This window comes from Komagataeibacter rhaeticus (assembly GCF_011611525.1).
Classification (GTDB): Bacteria; Pseudomonadota; Alphaproteobacteria; order Acetobacterales; family Acetobacteraceae; genus Komagataeibacter; species Komagataeibacter rhaeticus.
On sequence record NZ_CP050139.1, the window covers coordinates 1,204,984 to 1,225,108 of the forward strand.

A 20,125-nucleotide genomic window follows, 5' to 3' on the forward strand; every position below is an offset into this window, starting at 1 on the left:
CGGGCGCGGCATGGTAGTTATGGTGCCAACACATTTCTGTCAACTTCATTCGTTGTAACATGAGCAAAAAAATTGTAGATGGAATGCGAGAATTGAAAATGCAGCCGTGGCGCCACTGCGGAGTGGCAATGATTCATCTCATGGAAACCATAGTCTGGCATTCATAAACAAATTATTGATAAAACTGGATTTTTCATGCGTCTGATTCTTGAGCAGAGATATCTTTTTGATGGCAGCGTGGCGCATGTTACCCATCATCATGGGGTGGACAGGCACCATCACGAGAATCAGGGGGAAAATGCCCATGATGCCCCTGTTGTGGATGAAGCCGTCGGTTCCCTGCCGGATTTACCTGCAACCACTGGTACAGGCCGGTCGTTTCATGAACGTGATGGTGGAAAAAAAGACAGTTTTACCGATATCGTCTTTGTAGATTCCCGGGTCAGCGACTGGCGCGAACTCACTGCCTCGCTGGGCGATAACGTGGGCGTGGTGGTGGTGGACAGCGCGCGTGATGGCATGTCCGTCGTCTCGCGTGTCCTGTCGCACCAGCAGGACCTCAACAGTGTCAGCTTCCTCACATACGGGCAGTCAGGGCAGATCGATCTTGGCAGCGCCACCATAAACGCCGCCACCATCATGGCCGACAGCAGGCAGGTTGCGCAGTGGGGCGATGCGCTGGGGACAAGCGGGCAGATCCTGTTCTGGGGCTGCGATGTGGGGCAGGGGACGGCCGGGCAGGCACTGGTGGAGGACCTGCATACCCTGACCGGCGCGGGCGTTGCCGCCTCGACCGACCGCACGGGTCTTGCGACACTCGGTGGTGACTGGACCCTGGAACTGACCGATGATGTGGCCGCGAATGCGGTGGATAACCCGTTCTCCGCCGTGGCCGAGGCCGGTTATGACAGCGTGCTGGACAGCCCGGGCGCTACGGCGGATGTCGCGATTGCGAATACAGCCGGCACCAGCACCCTGCTGGGCAATTCCTTTTCACAGGATATCACCTTTACCAATCCTTCCACCAGCGTGGGGTATGGTCCCTTTGTCGAGGTCTTTGCACCAAGCACCACGCCGCTGACCTCCGTCAGCTATCTGGGGAACGACCTGACGGTCAAGGCGGTGACGCTGACGACGGATTCCAACGGAGTCGTGGGCGCCCTGAACCCGTACAGCACCGGGGCAAACGGCCAGCCGGAATTTGTGGATGCACCATCCAGCTTCAAGGCGGGCGATACCATGTACGTGGTTTCCCTGCCATTTGGCAGCTACACGCCAGGCCAGCCTGCCATCACGCTTACGGCCCAGTTCGCCAACAAAACGGTCGAAACCGTTGACCAGTCAAGCGGCACGGGGGCCCCGATTGTCATCGCGGCGGCCGGGGGGTACCAGTATGGCAATGATGCGCTGAGCGATCCGGCCACGGACCCGACCATTCAGGGAGCGGTTGTAAGCAATTCCGTTGCCCAGGACCTTGTTCACGTCAGCGCCGGGATCATTACCTCGCCCCTCGGGGAAGACGAGGTCCCGACCGGTCAGGATTATCCCGCCACATACGAGGTCAGCGTTACCCCGGCCGCGGCAACGGCTGGTAACCCGATCACGGACATGACGCTTGATGTGACGCTGCCCAATAGCGTCAACTATACCGGCGACAAGTCGGTTACCATAACGGCACCTGATGGTTCTGTAGTTACCGGCGCCAAGATCACCTATGTGCCCTCCGCCGATGGCACGACCGGCGGCTCGTTGCATGTGGTGCTGCCCAGTGTGGCCTATGACGCGGGTGCATCCTACAAGGTTGATGTTCCTGTCTATGTCGGCCAGACAGATGCGGTAAACAATACGATCCTGAATACTTCCGGCGGTACCACTGCGCCCACGACCATCGCGCCCGCCACCGTAACCTATAGCGGCGACTGGACCCCGCCCGGGCGGGACAGCGCCATAACTCTGGCCAGGACGACGGTGGATACGGCACCCACCGCGTTCAACGCCAAGGCGTTCGCGGTACAGGAGACGGATACGGTCACAGATGCGGCGGGCAGCCAGACCGATGGGCAGGTCATGCCCGGCGATACCGTCACGCATGAGATCCATATCGAAAATTCGGACTATTATTCCAGCACCGGCATGATGGTGACCGCCACGCTGGGCGATGGTCAGGCCCTGAAGCCCGGCACGGACCCGACCTTTACCTATACCGATGCCACCGGAACATCGCATGAAGTGCAGTTGGGCAGTGACTACTGGTCGGCCACGCCGGGTGATAACGGGCAGACCGTGGTAACAATGAACATTGCCCAGTACCTGATTGACAATAACCTGCCTGCCATGGGGGCAGGCAAGCAGGGTACGATCAGCTATGCCAGCACGGTGCTGGATAATTATACCGCCTCGAACACGCCGGTGACCGAAGGGGATACGGTCAGCAGCAGCGTGAGTGTCAGCGCGCTGGCAACGGCCCCCGATGGTACAACTTCGCAGGTGCAGGATAATTCAAGCAGCACGCTTTCCGTGCCCAGTGGCACAACGGGGCTGAAGATCGTGGCCGTCAACCAATCCGGCACGGACGGAACGACACCTGTCATCCACGCAGGTGATGAGGTCACTTATGAGGCGACCTACACCCTCAAGACCGGCACCTACAGCGACCTTGACCTGTCATCATACCTGCCCGTGCCGCTGTATGACACGAGCAACCCCACGGGCACCGGCGATTCCGCCTTCACGGCGGCCAGCAGCACGGACCTCCTTGACCAGAAGGCAGGCACCTACAGTGTGGTGAGCGTGCCGGGTGGTGTCGATCCAAGCCAGGTCCAGGTCTCGACCCAGGCTTCGAGCAACAGCATCAGCTTTGATATGGGCAGCAGCGACATCCCCGCATCGAGTGATGCCGGCAAGACTGTCACCGTGCTGTTTACCGTCAAGGCCACCTCGACCCCCTTTGCCGATGGCCTGAGCCTGACCAGCCAGGAGCAGTCCACCTTCACCAACGGGCAGAATACCCAGACGGCCCAGTCCACCCTGCAGTCGGTTACCGTTGGCGAGCCAGCAGCCGTGATCAAGACAGGCGTGGTGTCGGTCATGAACGGTGACAGCGCGGAAAAGGTCACCTATACGCCCCAGACGGCGGGTGAGGGGACGGATACCGATCCCACCACCACCTTCAACGCCGCGGGATCGGATGGGGGGGCCTATATATCGGTTCCTGCCGGTGGCGTCAGCGGCCTTGGCGCGGTCAATGACCTCAATGCCACGGGGGCCAAGGGCGGCGATACCGTGCGTATCGCCTCCACGGTGGAAAATACCGGCTCGGCCGACATGTACGACCTGACGGTATCGGGCGCCCTGCCAGCCGGGTTCTCGACGGCGGATGTGACGAATTTCCAGATCACGCGCCCCGATGGGACGGTGATCTATCCCTCTGCCAGCAGCTATTTCAGCACGGGTGGCCTGACCATACCGGCCACATCGGCAACGGATCCGGTCCTGGCCAAGGGGCAGGACCTGACCATTACCTATGACCTGACCCTGCCCACCGGCCAGAACCTTGGCGATACGCTGGTGGCCAACGCAACGGTGGTGAACTTTGGCAACAGCCCCGGCGCCGTGGCCCAGGGAGACGGGTTCGTGACCAATCACGTACCGATTGGCGGGCAGGCCTCGGACCTGACCGATCCGGCCAGTATCACCCTGCAGGTGCCCACCATCAGCAAGACCATCAGCGCATCCAACCTGCCCACGAATGATGGCATTGCTACGACCACGTCCAGCGGTAACATTGTCAGTGGCGAGACGCGCACCACCACCATTACCGTAGCCGTGCCCGAAGGCACGCTTACCAATGGCGATGGTGATGTGACGGTGGTGGAAACCCTGCCTGCGGGCATGGATTATGCCGGGGACTTTGTTGGTACCCTGGCGGGCGTGACCGCTTCCAGCGTCGGTACCGACGGCAGCCTGCCTGCGCCAACGGTGGTCAATAACGCTGATGGCACCACCACCCTGACCTTTGACCTGGGCAGGACGGTTACCAATTCCGGTTCGGCCCCCGGCACCATAACGCTGGCCTATAACGGTTATTATGGCAAGAACAATGCCCCGGCCAATACGGATACGATCACTTCATCGGCGGTGCTGAACTACAGCGTACATGATGATACGGCCACCGTTGACGGGCCGGATGGCATGAACACCGTGGCCGAGCAGGCTGGCCCCGCCGATGTGACCGTAACCGAGCGCAAGCCCTCCCTCACCGAAACCATCACCGATGATACGAATGGCCAGCCGCTGTACAGTGGCCAGAAGGTGACCTATACCCTGACACTGGGCAATAATGGTGATGTGACGGCCTATGACATTGATCATGCCATCACGCTGCCATCGGGCCTCACTGGCGTGACCATCACGGGTGGGGGCAATACCATCACCGTGGCCGCTGGCCAGACATCCGTTGCCCTGTCCCAGCTTGCCGCTCTTGCCCGTGGCGCTTCGGTCACCTACACCATTACCGGCACGGTTGCCAACGACCTGCCGGCCGACACACAGCTTACGGTAACGGACGCCTACACCTGGCATTCGGCGCCAGAGAGCTACGTATTCATGCCCCCATCGGGCACCGCGTCCGGATCGGGGGATGCATCGGCAAAACCGCAGGATGTGCCTGAAGCCTTCAACGGCACGGTCAGCGATGCGCCAGCGGTTGGCAGTTTCACGTCCGTGCTCGACATTGTGGGTGAGAGCAATGACACGACCGGCGGCATCTCCTACCGCGCGCCGGTCACTGTGGCCAATACCGTGCCCGGCGACCAGATCACCCTGCAGGGCGAGGTCCTGATCCCCGAAGGGCAGAACCACAATGTGACGCTGACCCTCGCGGTGCCGGACAATGTGCAGCTTGACCCCACATCGCTGCGCCTGCTTCTGGCCAGTCCAAACGGGGAGATCACCTCGTCCAGCATTGGCAGTGCCGCGCAGTTGGCCGAAGGAACGACAGCGGCCCTGACCATGCAGGGTGGCGGCAAGACCTTCACGCTTACGGATCCGGCGGAGGCCGCACTCAACAGTAATGGCGCGGCCATAACCGGCGTGACAACGGACTCCTCCGGCCAGACCGTGCTCACCATCAGCCTGGGCACGGTAACCAACAACGATACATCACCCGTTCCCAACTATGCCATCATCCAGGTGGCGGGCACGGTGCTCAATACCACGGCCAACAAGGATGGCACCGCCCTGAGCGAGAGCCTGACGGCCAGTACGTCACCAACTTCCACGGCGACACCCATATCCACGCCCGCATCCACCGTAAGCGAAACGGTCAAGGAACCCACCGTCACGCTGGGCAAGGCGGTGACCGCGATCGATTACACCGCTGACACCGTCACCTTTACCGATATCCTGACCAATACCGGCGATACCACGGCTTATGATGTCGCCCTCAATGACCCGCTGGTGACAGGGCAGGAAACCATTGCTGGCACTGTTGCGGCCACGGGTAATGGCACAGTGGACACCACGATCAATGCCAGCGGCAGCGTGGTGAGCGCGGATACGGACGGCGTGACCACCAGCGGCCTGACGCTGGCCGCCGGTGCCAGCGAGACCGTGACCTATACGGTCAAGCTGTCCGACCTGACAAAGGGGCTGGCGCAGACCACGACCGATGTGACGTGGGAATCATTGGCCGGGGCCACGCCCGCCACTTCAGGCGGAACGGCGCAGAGCCGCGATGGCTCGGCCGGGCAGGCTGGCACGGCAGGCACCAATAGCGCCGATACCTATGAACGTTCGGTCACGATGGGGCTTGGCACCCTGTCGGGCCAGATATGGCAGGCGCTGGGCAACACGCCCGGCACCTATGACAGCGCCATCGATACCCCACTGAAGGGCGTAGGCGTTACGGTTACCGCGCGCGGGCAGGACGGCACCTATGCCAACGGCCTTGTGCAGACAGGCATCCAGACCGATGGCAATGGCAACTACGCGGTGCTGGTGCCGGTTTATGGCACGCCCACATCCTCCATTGCGGAAATTACCGTGCCAACCACAGGGGGTACGGATGGCGTGCCTGCCAGCGAGACGGAGGTCTACAACCATGATGGCGCGGTGACGTCAGCCACAACCGCTGTCAGCCCCGATGCGGGTTCAACCAATGGCATGAGCGCAACCCATGCCGACCTGGCCTATGAACTGCCCGATACCGTCCCCACCATTACAGGCTGGCAGGATACCACGCCGCATGTGGCCACCGCTGGCGCCCCCACGGCAATCGGCGATGGCGGGGTAACGGTGGATGACCACGAACTCGATACCTTGACCACGAAGGAAAGCGGCACCTACAGCTATGCCGGTACCACACTGACGGTGCAGCGCTATGCTGATGGCAAGGCCGCCCCTTCGGCCGCGGACAGCTTTGGCGTGACGGGCACCGACGTGAGCATGGCAGGCGGACAGGTGAGCGTGAACGGTACCGCGATCGGCACTTATACCGACACGGGCGGCGTGCTGAACTTCACGTTCAATACAGCCGCCACCAAGGCCAGCATCGCCACACTGGCGCAGGACCTGACCTATACCTACACACCTACGGCAACCGACCCGGCAACACAGCTTGATGTCACGCTGGGGGCCACGTTCTCCGATGGCAATACCAACCTTACGGGCACGCAGGTCACCACTGGCGCGCAGGGCACGGGGGGCGTGCAGACCAGTGCGCCCATGTTCACGCGTGTCAGTGTGGGCGGCAGTTCCTTTGCCACCACCTATGCCGAACCCAATGATATCCCGGCCATGACCAAAGCGACGGATCTGGGATCGTATCTGTCGGTAGAGGATGCGTCGGGCACGGGTACAGGTTCAATCCAGAAAGTGACGGTGCAGATCGCCTCCGCCACGGCAGAGGACGTACTGGCCGCCAGCACGGCGGGTGGCATTACCGCCAGCATGGACAGCGCAACCGGCACCCTGACACTGACTGCGGGCACCGCAACCACACTGCAGGACTGGCGGAGCACGCTGGCCAGCCTGCAATATTATGACAGTTCCGATACGCCTGTCGTCGGCACGCGTAACGTGAGCATATCGGTCTTTGAAAACGGGGTAAGTGCGCCCATCGTCACAAACGGCACGATTGCGGTCATTGCCGCCAATGACTCCCCGATCCTCGATCCCTCGGTTCCGGTCTCCCTCAACGATGCGCAGGAGGACTCCGGTCCGCCGCAGGGTGCGGTCGGCACATCGGTCTCGCAGCTTGTGGGCTATGCAGGGGCAACAGGTGGCGCAGGCAACGTGACCGATCCTGATGGCGCCGGCCTGACGGGCCAGACAGCCGCAGGCGTGACCCCGCTGCCCGGCATCGCCATTACCAGTGCCGATACCACCCACGGCACATGGTGGTACAGTATCAACAACGGCAGGACATGGACCGAATTCGCCGGTAACGGCGTGAGCAACGCGATAGGCGCCGACAGCGCGCTGCACCTGATCGATAACGGGCAGGCGCGGGTCTATTTCCAGTCCACCGACCCGAACTGGAACGGCAAGGTCAATGATGCCCTGACCTTCCGCGCATGGGACCAGTACGATGGCGCGGCCAATGGCAGCATCTCCACGCTGCCGGCTGTGGCTGGGCTGGGCACGGGCATCAACACGCCGGGTTCGGCCTATTCGTCGGCCGTGGATAGCGTTGCGCTGATGGACGACAACGTGAACGACGCCCCGAACGTGGTGGCCAGCAACAGCGATCCCGGCGCTACGCCGGTAACGGGGGGGCTGCCCGCTTCGTGGCAGGTAACGGAAGACACGCCGCAGGCAGCGAGCGTGCAGGACCTGTTTGGCAGCTATTTCTCGGATCAGACCGACCAGCAGCACAGTGCCACCAACCCGGATGGTTCTACAGCCAACACCATGGCGGGCGTGGCCATAGTGGGCTACACGCCCACGGCTGCGGGCACATGGTCCTATTCAACCGATGGTGGCAAGACGTGGACGCAGCTTCCGGCCGCCATCTCGGACACGAATGCGCTCGTACTGTCCAAGGATGCGCAACTGCAGTTTACGCCCGCGGCCAACTATAACGGCCAGCCCGCAGGTGGCGATGACCTCAAGGTGGCGTTGATCGACAATTCGGATACGACATCCGGCAGTCCCGCCCTTGCGGGAGCGGACGGGCAGGCCCTGACCACGCCAGATGGCACGCCCCTGACCGGGGTCGCACTGGATTCCGGCACGATGGCGATAGCCGGCGCCGATGTCTCGACCCGTGGCGGGCAGACAGCGCTCAGTGTGGGCACGGTCGACCTGTCCACTTCGGTAACGCCGGTCAATGACCCGCCAACCATGGCGCCAGGGCACTATACGTTGCCTGACGTGACCTCCAACAGTGCCGAAAGCACCAATACCGGCGCCACGGTTGCAAGCCTGTATGGCGATGCCGTGCAGGACGGGGCCGATGCACAGCAGGGCGCGGCCGACCCGACAGGCTCCACCGCCGACCATCTGGCCGGCGTGGCCATTACCGGCAATACGGCCAACCCCACGACCCAGGGCACATGGCAGTATTCAACCGATGGTGGCAGGACATGGACGGACGTGCCTGCTGATGTCTCGGGCAGCAATGCCCTGGTGCTGGGCGATCAGGCCACATTGCGTTTTGACCCTGTGCCGAACTTTACCGGCACGCCTGGCAACCTGACCACGCAGGTTGTCGAAAGTTCGGCCGCCGTGCCGATAACCGGCACCAGCAACGGTGTCGCCACCAGTGTTACGGGGCAGGCGCTTGACGGCACTGCCACGGCCCTGACGGGCGTAAACATAACCCGGATGCAGCACGATTACCCCAACGGGTCGGTCAGTACCAACAGCCAGCCGCTGGACATCACGGTTACACCGGACAGCCACAGGGACATCAGCCTTCCGCCCGGCCAGGAAGACCAGCCGGGCACGAAACAGACCGTGTCTGACCTGTTCACCGCCGCAGACGATCCGAATGGTGTGGGCGGTGTTGCCATTACCGGCAACGCCACGCCTGCCAGTGAAGGGACGTGGATGTATTCCGTGCCCGGTGGTACGGCGCAGGCGCTGCCGACCGATCTTTCCGCCACCAATGCGGTGGTGCTGCCCAAGGATGCGCAGGTGTGGTTCCAGCCTGCGTCCAATTTTAACGGTGATCCGTCCAACCTTTCGCTTACGGCAACGGTGGTGGACAATACCGCGGCCACCGCCTTTACGGGGGCGGATGGCAAGGCTGTGGCGGGTGACGCCATAACCGGTGTCGCGACGGGTGTGGATGTAAGCAGCACGGGCGGGGGAACCGCGCTTGATGTCGTGCCGGTGCATGTGCATACCAGTGTCATACCGGTCAATGACGCACCGGTGGCAAGCGGTAGCGCGACCCTGCCATCCGAATACACCAACAGGATGGACGTGAAGGGCGATAGCGTTGCCAATCTGTTCGGGCCGACTTTTTCGGACCAGGTCGACCAGCAGCGCAGTGCCTCCAACCCTGATGGCTCGGTAGCCGACCATCTTCAGGGGATCGCCATCGTGGGCAATACAGCCAACCCGGCCACGCAGGGGACATGGCAGTACTCAACCGATGGTGGCAGGACATGGCAGGATGTCAGCACTGCGGTTTCCGCCACGGCGGCGCTTGTGCTGCCGGCCAGCGCGGAACTGCATTTTGCCGCCGTGATCGGCTTTACCGGTACGCCGGGCGGGCTGTCCGCCGCATTGGTGGAGACCAACAGCACGCTGGCGACGGGTAACGCCGCACAGGTTGCCGATGTGTCGGCGCTGATGGCGGATGAGACCAGCCACGTCTCGCAGTCCCCCGTGATGCTGAATACGAACGTAACGCAGCAGGAGGGTAATCCCGCCCTTTCCGGCTCCACCCTGAACAACGATCTCAGTTCGTCCAACATGCTCAAGACATCGGTGGAGGATGCGTTCGAGAACGAGTTCCAGCGGGGTTTTGGCGTTGCGCACCAGACATGGATACGCGGCACGTCGCTGTACCGGTTTGTGACGACCAATCAGCAGTATGATGTTGATGTGCCTGCCGGTGCCTTCATCAGTTCGGATGGAACGGACCTCAACCTGACCATTACGGCACGGCAGGCGGGCGGCGCGCCGCTGCCGGACTGGGTTTCGTTCGATGCGGATCGCCGCTGCTTTTCCATGATCGCGCCGGATGAAGCCACCGGTTCCATCGACCTGACCCTGATCGGTCGCGATGAATATGGCCATGAGGCGGAAGTCGATGTGCATGTGGTGATCGGGCACGAACATCCCGCATGGCAGATGGCCGATGACCCGTCCATTCCCCGGGCGGTGGACCAGGCAATGCAGGTGGTGGAGCAGGACATGAACTGGCTTGCCTTCAACCCCGACTTCCATCGCGGTGGCCACCACGATGCCGGGCCAGCCCCCGGCAAAAAGGGGCTGCGTGCGCAGATGCGTCAGATCGGCCAGAGAGCAGCCCATGCGCGTGGCCGTGATCTGGTCAATCACTGACCACCTGTCAGGCTGCTGAATGCGGTGCCCCCTGACAGGATGTATGGCCTGTTACAGGGGGCCTGCAGGCTGTCGGTATGCTGGCAACCAGATGTGCCCCTGCACCCGGCATGTTCGATACAGAGTTGCCAGACCACCGCCGATGTAACGGAATGCTGCCACCCAATGTCGTAGTTTACGGGGTCGTTCTCCGAGATCCGGCGATGAGGATATCGACAAGGCGCTTCGCGCTGGTTTCCCAGCCGGGACCGGCCGCATAGTTCGAAACGCCGGCCAGGGCACGAAGCAGATCAAGCGGATCGATATCCGCGTTGATGTCTCCACTTGCGACAGCCGCCGACACAAGCCCCTCGATCGCGTTCTGCAGAATCGTGCCGGATTGGGCATAAAGCGCGCACGTTCCCCCAACCAGCCCATTGAGTGCGGGGGCAATCACCTGTTTGGCCGCGATATAGTCCACAAACAGCCGCATCCATGCCCGCAGTGCCTCCACCGGCGGATGCTGCGCGGCAAGGGTCGGCGCAGCATTGGCAAGGCGGTCCAGTTCAGCGCGATAGACCGCCTCGATCAGCGCATCGCGATTGGGAAAGTGGCGGTAAAGCGTGCCGATCCCGACACCCGCACGACGGGCGACCTCATCCAGCGGGATATCGACTTCCCCTGCCGTGAACGCGGCCTTGGCCACTGTCAGCAGGTTTTCCCTGTTGCGCTGTCCATCGCTGCGCGGTCGGCGGCGCGGCTTTTTTTCGTCGGTCACCAGTTTCCCTCTTGTTAAGCGGAGTAATGCTCCGCATATATCAGGCGGAGCTACACTCCACATAACACCCCGCATGCCGCTTCGGCAAAAAACGGATGCATCCTTTCAAGGAGTTCCACCCATGACACAGATTTTTGGCGCAAGCTCGACAACGGAAGATGTCCTCTCCGGCGTATCCCTGAAGGGAAAACGTGTTCTCGTGACCGGCGTTTCCGCTGGCCTGGGCGTTGAAACCGCGCGTGCCCTTGCCGCACATGGTGCCCAGGTGGTGGGGGCGGCGCGCAATCTGGCAAAAGCGGAACAGGCCACCGCACAGGTCCGCGCGGATGCTGCGCGTGGGGGCGGGGGTTTCGAACTGGCCGCCCTGGACCTTGCGGATCTGGACAGTGTCCGCACCTGCGCCGATCAGTTGAATGCTACCGGTCTGCCCTTTGATCTGATCATTGCCAATGCAGGCGTGATGGCCACGCCGTTCGGCCATACGAAGGACGGGTTCGAGACGCAGTTCGGCACCAATCATCTGGGGCACTTCGTCCTCGTCAACCGGATCGCGGGACTGATGCGCACCGGTGCGCGGCTGGTCAACGTGTCCTCGGCCGGACACCGCTTTGCGGATGTTGATCTGGAAGACCCGAATTTCGCCCATACACCTTACGATTCATTTGCCGCCTACGGGCGCTCCAAGACGGCCAACATCCTCTTTGCCGTTGCGTTTGATGCGCGGCATCGCGCGCGCGGCGTGCGCGCCACGGCGGTGCATCCCGGTGGGATCATGACCGAACTTGCACGTCATATGCAGGCTGGCGCCATCGAGGCGATGGTGAAGGGGATCAATGAACAGGCTGCGGCTGAAGGCAAACCGCCGTTCCAGTTCAAGACCATTCCGCAGGGAGCGGCCACGTCGGTCTGGGCAGGCGTAGTGGGGGCGGCTGACGCGGTCGGCGGCCATTACTGCGAAGACTGCCACGTCAGTCCGGTCGTGCCCGATGACCAGCCGATCAGTCTGGTCAGTGAGGGCGTGCGGGCCTACGCGGTCGATCCCGCGCATGCCGAGGCGCTGTGGGCGAAAAGTGAGGACATGGTCGGGGAAAAATTCTCCTGAAGCTTTCACGTTTCTGTTTCTGGTATTGTTCGATGCGAACCGGCGCGTGATGTCTGGTGGGCACATGGCATCGGCTTCCGCTTCTTTTACTTGGTGGCTACATTCAGCGGATATCCATGTCGTCCCTGCGCGCCGGAACGCATGCCCAGTCGAAACCCAGGGAAGATAACGCATGTCGAAGGACGATCGCGCCAAGGTCGTCCTTACCGCTGCCACAGCGGACCATATCAGGGTCTGACAAGCCCTGATCTCGCAACATACATTTATGGAAAACAGGTCTGCTGGCAAAATATTCGATGAACTGCTCCCCCTTTGCTGATTTGTCAAAGGGATGGACAAGCGTCCTCGGCAATGGATTCACGCGGAATGCCCCAATCCCGCGGCTTTTATGGTGTCTGCCATACCGGCCTGAAAGCAGGACCGGTCATGCCCGGTAGATGTAAACCGTTTTTCATGCCGTTTCGGGAAGTGGCGTGATGCCGCGCGGCCAGAGCGCCAGGAAAACGAGTTGCAGCGCGCTGCTGCCCAGCGGCAGCCATACGAACCCGGCCGTGACCCAGTGTTTCAGCCCGATAGAGACCGTATCGGCCCCGCCCATATAGTGGCCGTAAGACAGGAAGGATGCGAGTAGAAAGCCGGTAACACCCATGGATACTTTTGTAACCAATGTATTGATTGAATAGGCCATGCCGGCGGTGTTGGCAGATGACATCAGCCGGCCCCGATCGATCGCATGCGCCAGCAGTACATAATAAAGTGGCGACCCGATACCCTGTGCCAGGGTAAGCATGGAAAAAGCGGCAAGGAAAAACGGTGTGGAGCCACCGGCCAGGAAAAGCAGCGCATAGGCCATGACCTGCACGCAAAGGCAGGTCATGGCCGTTCCGACAACACCCAGGTGACGTACGCCGTGCGGGCATACGAGCGCACCGCCAAAGCCCATTATGGTGGCAACGGTCAGAAGAATGCTGCCCAGTTCAGCCCGGCCTCCCAGAACGACGCGGGCATAGTACAGCGCAAAGCCATATAGTGTTGCCAGACCGACAAATTGCAGAAACACCAGTGCATTGCATATCCACCAGCTTCGGTTCCACGCCAGGGCGCGCAGCAGGACCGCGGGTGGATGGCGCGCGGGCAGGGGGGGGTAACGGGTAACGCAGATCCGCCCGACATAGCGCCAGAGTACGGTTGCCGTAACGGCAAGTACCAGTGCATAAATGGCCATGCCATGCTGGCGTTGCGGCATGCCGCTTCCGCCCCCCAGCCACGTAATGGCCGGAATGGTAAGCAGGGAGACGATAAACTGGCCGCTCTGGCACCCCATCATCCTGAAGGCGTTCAGGTCCACCCGGTCCTGCGCGCTGCGGGTCATCATCGTGCCCAGCGCGCCATAGGGTGTATTGATGCACGAATAGATGGCCCCGAATACAATATAGGTCAGGGTGGCCCATGCTATCTTTCCCTGTGGGGAAAGGGGCATGGCCACAAAGCACAGGCAGCCGAACAGGCCGAATGGAATGGCAAGGCTGCGGATCAGGCGGGACACGACATGCCCGCCCCTGCGGTCAATGAAATAACCGATGGCCGGATCACAGAATGCATCGAAAATCCGTGCCGTCAGCAGGATCCACCCCACCGCCACCACGGGCAGGCCATAGATGTCCGTGTAGTAGAACATGAGGTAGGACGACGTCATGCCCCACATCAGGTTGGAGGAAAGATCGCCGCATCCATAAGCGATTTTCTCGCGTAGGGAAACTTCGGTAATGATGGATGACATGGCGGACTCCCGACTGGAATGAACGGCTACAGGCGGCCAGTCCCAAGTTCGCTGGCAAGATGGTGACAGGCCCGCATGCTTACGGCCATGACGGTCAGTGTCGTGCCCAGCGCCCCGCCAGAGGGAAAGCAGGATGCATCGGTTACATACAGGTTGGGCGCATCCCATGCCTGGCAGAAAGGATTGAGCACCGATGTGGCCGGGTCATTGCCCATCCGTGCGCCACCGCTTTCATGAATGGCGGCGCCCATTGTCATGCTGCGGGGGAACATCTGGCGTATGAACCAGCGTATGGGGAACGGCTTGTCAGGATACAGTCCGGCATCGCCTTCCCCCAGGCCCAGTGGGGATGCCCAGAAATCGACGTGGCCCCCGTGCGCTTCGATCATGTCCGCGCAGTCACGGATCTGCCTGCGTAGCATGGCGCGTTCATTGGCATGCGGAACGCAGCGGATATGGGGCAGGGGAACGCCCCATCTGTCGCGTCGGCGCGGGTCGAGGGTGATCGCATTGTCGCGGTAGGGCAGCATTTCCCCGAAGCCCATTATCGTGACCGGTACATCCGCGCCGTCCGACCTGGCATGGCGGCCGATGGAGCCCTGGAACGTGTAACCGCGCATGAAGGCAGGGTCATGCGCGCCGCAGGCGTTTTCATAGCGGGGGATGTACAGGCCCCCGGTCGTACCAAAAAGGGTATGAGTGGGCAGCGGTTCATCCTGTCCCTCGCGGCAGGATGCAGGCCAGCGTCCGAACATGAGGCTTGGGCACTGGTCCATGAAATAGCGGCCCAGCATGCCGGAACTGTTACCCAGTCCGTCAGGATGCAGACGGCTGCGCGAGTTCAGCAGCAGGCGGACGCTTTCTATGGGGGAAGCACACAGGACCACGGCCCTTGCATGCGCCACCCGTGCTTCCCCTGTCTGGCGCTGGATATAGCATACGCCGGTCACGCGTCCCGAGGCCGGGTCGGTCAGGACTTCGCGCACCACGGCATCCGACCGTATTGTCAGCCTGCCGCTTGCCATGGCCGCCTGGAGGGAACTGGACAGCGGGCTGCCGTTATGCGGGTTGAAGCGCCATGGCACGACATGCCGGTTCGGCCAGCGGGTCTCGACCGCGGTGCGAAAACTACGTTCTTCCGGGGTAAGGGGGGTCGATTGGGCCATGATGCCATCTGGCGCCGTTTCAATCCCGTCACGGGTGCCGTGGATGCCAAGGAAGGTTTCCACCCTGTCGTACCACGGTGCAAGATCGGCATAGGAAAAGGGCCAGTCCACGCCGCCCCCTGCCTTGCTGGCACCCCTGAAGTCATAATCGGACCAGCGGAACAGGACGCGTCCGAAGGTATGGAGCCGACCGCCGGTCTGCCGCCCGCGTATCCACAGGAACGGGGCATCCTTTGGCGTGGTATAGCCATGCTGGCGGTCATTGACGAAAAGATGCTTCAGCGTTTCACTGAAAAAGGCCACGCGGGACTGGATATGCTGTCCCGACAGCGTGGCCTTGATGCGGGGGAAAAGCTGTATATTGTCCTGCTTGCCCCCGCGCGGGGGTTTGATGTCCCTGTCCGAAAGCGTGCGTCCGGCCTCGATCACAAGGACGGACAGGCCCTCATCCGTCAATGTTTTCGCTGCAAAACCGCCAGCAGCGCCCGATCCGACGACAATGACATCGTATCCTGTTCCGGTCATATTCCATTCCTGATGGTGCAAAAATAGGGACAGGCCACATGGCTATGTCCGCAGTGCGGTCCATGCACCGTATCGTGCGCCGGATTCCAGCGCGGCTTCGATGAATTCCTGTCCTCTCAGCCCCGCGTCCAGACGTGGCAGCAGCGGCGCATTGTGGCCACCAAGCAGGCCTGCCGTATCGGCATAAAGCCGGGCAAAGGCTTCCAGATAGCCTTCGGGATGACCGCGCGGCAGGAGGGAAGGGGTCGGCACCGCGCTGCCAGCGCGTGCGATATGGGTTTGACAGCCGTCCATGGTTGAAAGGACCAGCGTATCGGGCTGCTCCTGATTCCATTCCAGCCCGGCCTTCTCGCCAAACAGGCGCAGCCGCAGGGCATTGCCGCAGCCGGTGGCAACCTGGCTGACCCACAGGCCGCCTACCGTATCATCGGCAAAGCGGAGCTGGATCTGGGCATCATCGGGCACGGCGCGACCGGCTACAAGGTGCGAGATCCGGGCCGACAGGGCTTCACACCGCAGGCCGGACACGAATTCCGCCAGATGGAAGGCATGCGTGCCGATATCCCCCACACAACCGCCCGCGCCACCGGTACGCGGGTCAAGCCGCCATCCACCATCGCTGTCGGCATCGGCAAGCCAGTCCTGCAGGTATTCGACCTGAATGCCCCTGAGCGCACCCAGCGCGCCTGTCTGTACCAGCCGGCGCGCTTCCCGTACCATGGCATAGCCACTGTATGTATAGGCCATGATCATGTCATTTGTTTTTTCTTCGAAACGAATGGCGAAATGCCGTGCCTGTTCCAGTGTCAGTGCCAGCGGTTTTTCGCACAGCACCGGGATGCCCGCATCCAGAAAGGCCGCGGCCACGGGCAGATGCATGGCGTTCGGTGTAACGATAATGGCAAGGGCAATGCCATCCGGCCGGGCGGCTTCCTCCCGCGCCATCCGTGTCCAGTCGGTATAGGCCCGCGCCGGGTCCAGCCCCAGGGCCTGCCCGGCCTCAAGCGCCTGCTGCGGGTGCCGCGACAGGCATCCGGCAACCAGCGAAAACTGTCCGGTCAGGGCCAGCGCGCGCCGATGGACATCCCCCATAAAGGAACCGGGCGCGCCCCCGATCATGCCGACGGGCCATGTCTTCATGTCGTGCTCCACACTTACAGGCCGAGACAGCGTTGCCGCTCTTGATCGGAGAGGGGACTGGCGGCAAAATCATCAAAGGACTGCCGGGACATCTCGATCATGTGGCGCTGTATGAAGGGGGCGCCTTCGCGCGCGCCCTGTGCGGCGGCCTTGAGGCAGCATTCCCATTCCAGAACGGCCCAGCCGTCATAACCGTATTGTGTCAGGCGTGAGAAAATGCCGCCGAAGTCAATCTGCCCGTCACCGGGGGAGCGGAAGCGGCCCGCTCGGTCACGCCAGTCGGCAAAGCCGCCATAGACGCCCTGCCTGCCGGTGGGGCGGAATTCGGCGTCCTTTACATGGAACGCACCAATCCGGTCATGATACAGGTCGATGAAGGCAAGGTAATCCATCTGCTGGAGCAGCATATGGCTGGGATCATACAGGATGGCACAGCGTTGCCTGTTGCCCAGCAACGCGGCAAAACGCTCGAAGCTTGTCCCATCATGCAGGTCCTCGCCCGGATGAAGTTCAAAGCACAGGTTGATGCCTGCGTCCTCGAATGCGTCGACAATGGGCCGCCAGCGTGCCGCCAGTTCTGAAAATGCCAGATCGATCAGGCCATTGTCGCGTGGTGGCCAGGGGTAGAGGTAGGGCCACGCCAGCGCACCGGAAAAGGTGACATGCGCCTGCAGTCCCAGCCGTGCCGAAGCCCGCGCCGCCAGACCAAGCCGGGAACACGCCCATTGCGTGCGTGCGGCGGCATTGCCCCGTACCGACAGGGGCGCAAAGCGGTCAAACAGGATGTCATATGCCGGATGGACCGCGACACACTGCCCCTGAACATGCGTGGACAGTTCCGAGATCACAAGACCGTATTCCGACAGTGTCCCCCGTATCTCATCACAGTAATCCTGGCTGGCTGCGGCCTGCTCCAGATTGAAGACATGATCGAGATGTGTCGGAAGCTGCAGGGCCCTGTAACCCAGGCCCCCGGCCCAGCGGGCCAGTCCGGGCAGGGTGTTGAAGGGGGCGTCCGGTCCGATGAACTGGGCAACAAAAATGCCTGGCCCCTTCATGCCGCACCCTTTTGGGCCAGTGTTTCGATAAACGTCATGCCCCGCCGCAGTGTCGGCACGGGATCGGCGCAGGCATCCAGTTCCAGAATGGGGCCACAGAGCCGCGGCGCACCGGCAAGCTGTTGCGCCAGTTGCCTGAAATCGACCTGCCCGTTGCCAAGTTCACAGAAATAGGCGCGGTGTCGGGTATGGATGTCCTCGGCAATGGGGGTATCAACCGGCATGGCACGGGTCGCGTCCTTCCAGTGCATGGCAACCACCCGTTCACGATGACGGGCGACAAGATCCACCGGATTGCCCCCTTCCAGAACGATATGGGCCGGGTCCGGACAGAGGGAGACATAGCGCGGGTCGGTCAGCAGCATGAACAGGTCCACATCACGCGGGGCGCAGGCAACGGTGTGGGCTTCCGTATGGATGGCCAGTGTGACGCCATGCCGGGCGGCGGCAAACCCCATGTGGTTGAGCAGCCCGGCAATGGGGGTTGCAAAAGCCAGGTCCACAAAGCCGGGAGGGTCGGAAAGGAACGTCCCGCGGCAGGGAAGGCCGGCTACCAGCACGGTTCCCCCCATGGCGGACAGGAAGCGGGCTACGGCCGTGACATCGGCCAGAATCTGTGCTTCGGCATCGGCGTAACGGTCTACCGGAATACGGTCAAGGGCAGGGAAGAAACACGACCATATTTCCAGCCCCCTGATTTCCAGTTCATGTTTCAATGCGGCTTCCGAGGTAAAGGCCGCCACCGCGCCCATCTGGTCGAAGGGGGGGAATGTCAGTTCAATGCCGGTTATGCCCGCCACGTGCAGGGTATCGAGCAGCCGGGTCCAGAATGCCCGGCCATCCGCCTGGGCCAGAGCGGTGATGTCCGCCTCTGTCGTAACACCCCAGAACGCGGGATTGTAGAAGGTAACCAGGTCCGTTCCGATTTTCACCTGCGCATGCTCCCTGAAGCCTGTTCCCGGTGGCTTTGTGGACTGAGTGCAATGAATGCCGGAATCCTACATACAGGAATGCCTCTGGAATGCAAACGTTTGCCGCAACCTGTAATGCATGTGTCAGGTCGACTGCCGAATCACGAAGCTGGGGGCAAGGGCGACAAGGCGGGGGGTTGTGATCCTGCCGTTATGCAGGTCGGTCAGGACCTGCACCGCAACGCGGCCGATCTCCAGCGTGGGCTGGATGACGGTGGTCAGGCTGGGGGTGGTGAACGCGGTATAATCCATGCCATCAAAGCCGGCTATGGCCACATCGTCCGGCACGCGCAGGCCACTGTCCAGAATCGCATGCATGAAGCCCAGAGCCAGTGCGTCGCTACAGCAGATGACGGCGGAGGGGCGGTTTTTAAGGGCCAGGAAGGATTCGGCAGCCTTCTGGCCCGAAGGCATGTCAAAAGGTCCCCCTTCCAGCCGGACCAGTTTCCTGTCCAGTCCCAGCTGGGACAGCCTGTGCCTGACGGCATTGTAACGGACCTGTTCATGGTGCATCCCTTCGGGACCGGACACAAAGGCGAACTGGCGGTGCCCCCGCGCGACCAGATGGTCGACGATTGCAACATATCCATCGGCTTCCTGTGTCATGACGCTGGTCAGGCCGGAGGCCGTCAGATCCCGGAAAATGCTCACGACGGGCAGGATTGTCTCCCCGGCATGCCCATCCGTGGGGGGGAGCCAGTTTTCAACCGCCACCAGCAGCACGCTGTCCGCCACGCCGGTCTGCAGATGCCGGATGACATCGCTGGCCGAAACGGTCTGCCCCAGGCATTGCTGCAGCATGACATTCAGGCCCAGGGATTTCGCTTCTTCACAGACGCCCAGCAGGATCTGGGTGAAAACGGGGGAAATCGCCTGTCCTTCAAAACTGGGCGCCAGGACCAGAATGGTATCCGAGGTGCCACGGCTGAGGTTGCGCGCGGCAATATTCGTTGCGTAACCAAGTTGGGATGCAACTTTTTCCACCAGTCGCCGCGTCTCGGTGCTGACCCGGTCTGGCCGGGAAAGCGCGCGGCTTATTGTGGAAATGTTCAGGCCGGTCTGTTCCGCCAGATCCGCCAGGGTTACACGCTTGGCCACCGTTCCGGTG

9 protein-coding genes are annotated in these 20,125 nt (G+C 61.8%); 2 read left to right on the plus strand and 7 right to left on the minus strand.

Annotation, left to right across the window (positions count from 1 at the left end; genetic code table 11):
- Window positions 1-195 precede the first annotated feature (195 nt).
- Entirely contained in the window at window positions 196-10,518 is a 10,323-nt protein-coding gene (locus GWK63_RS05630; RefSeq protein ID WP_039998723.1) for a DUF4347 domain-containing protein, read from the plus strand.
- Between the two features lie 175 nt (window positions 10,519-10,693).
- Here the strand turns inward: GWK63_RS05630 and GWK63_RS05635 are convergent, their stop codons facing one another.
- Window positions 10,694-11,275: a TetR/AcrR family transcriptional regulator gene (locus GWK63_RS05635; RefSeq protein ID WP_007397970.1), complete on the minus strand. Its 582-nt coding sequence runs from the start codon at window positions 11,273-11,275 to the stop codon at window positions 10,694-10,696.
- 121 nt (window positions 11,276-11,396) lie between these two features.
- On the opposite strand from GWK63_RS05635, the gene GWK63_RS05640 reads away from it, so the two are divergent.
- On the plus strand, window positions 11,397-12,377 hold the full coding sequence (locus GWK63_RS05640; protein ID WP_007397971.1) for an SDR family NAD(P)-dependent oxidoreductase: 981 nt from the start codon (window positions 11,397-11,399) through the stop codon (window positions 12,375-12,377).
- A 451-nt stretch (window positions 12,378-12,828) separates the two neighbouring features.
- Here the strand turns inward: GWK63_RS05640 and GWK63_RS05645 are convergent, their stop codons facing one another.
- The 6 genes from GWK63_RS05645 to GWK63_RS05670 form a co-directional block, all read right to left on the minus strand.
- Window positions 12,829-14,157 (minus strand): MFS transporter, encoded by a 1,329-nt coding sequence (locus tag GWK63_RS05645; RefSeq protein WP_007397974.1) that lies wholly within the window; start codon window positions 14,155-14,157, stop codon window positions 12,829-12,831.
- Between the two features lie 26 nt (window positions 14,158-14,183).
- On the minus strand, window positions 14,184-15,848 hold the full coding sequence (locus GWK63_RS05650; RefSeq protein ID WP_007397975.1) for a GMC oxidoreductase: 1,665 nt from the start codon (window positions 15,846-15,848) through the stop codon (window positions 14,184-14,186).
- Window positions 15,849-15,890: 42 nt separating this feature from the next.
- Window positions 15,891-16,988, minus strand: a complete 1,098-nt coding sequence (locus tag GWK63_RS05655; protein ID WP_034930163.1) for a Gfo/Idh/MocA family protein — start codon at window positions 16,986-16,988, stop codon at window positions 15,891-15,893.
- Between the two features lie 14 nt (window positions 16,989-17,002).
- Entirely contained in the window at window positions 17,003-18,046 is a 1,044-nt protein-coding gene (locus GWK63_RS05660) for a sugar phosphate isomerase/epimerase family protein (RefSeq protein WP_039998724.1), read from the minus strand.
- Window positions 18,043-18,978: a sugar phosphate isomerase/epimerase family protein gene (locus GWK63_RS05665; protein ID WP_039998725.1), complete on the minus strand. Its 936-nt coding sequence runs from the start codon at window positions 18,976-18,978 to the stop codon at window positions 18,043-18,045. Before GWK63_RS05665 ends, GWK63_RS05660 begins: the two co-directional genes overlap by 4 nt.
- Window positions 18,979-19,101: 123 nt before the next feature.
- Window positions 19,102-20,115, minus strand: coding sequence for a LacI family DNA-binding transcriptional regulator (locus GWK63_RS05670; protein ID WP_007397977.1), 1,014 nt, complete (start codon window positions 20,113-20,115; stop codon window positions 19,102-19,104).
- Window positions 20,116-20,125: the final 10 nt, after the last annotated feature.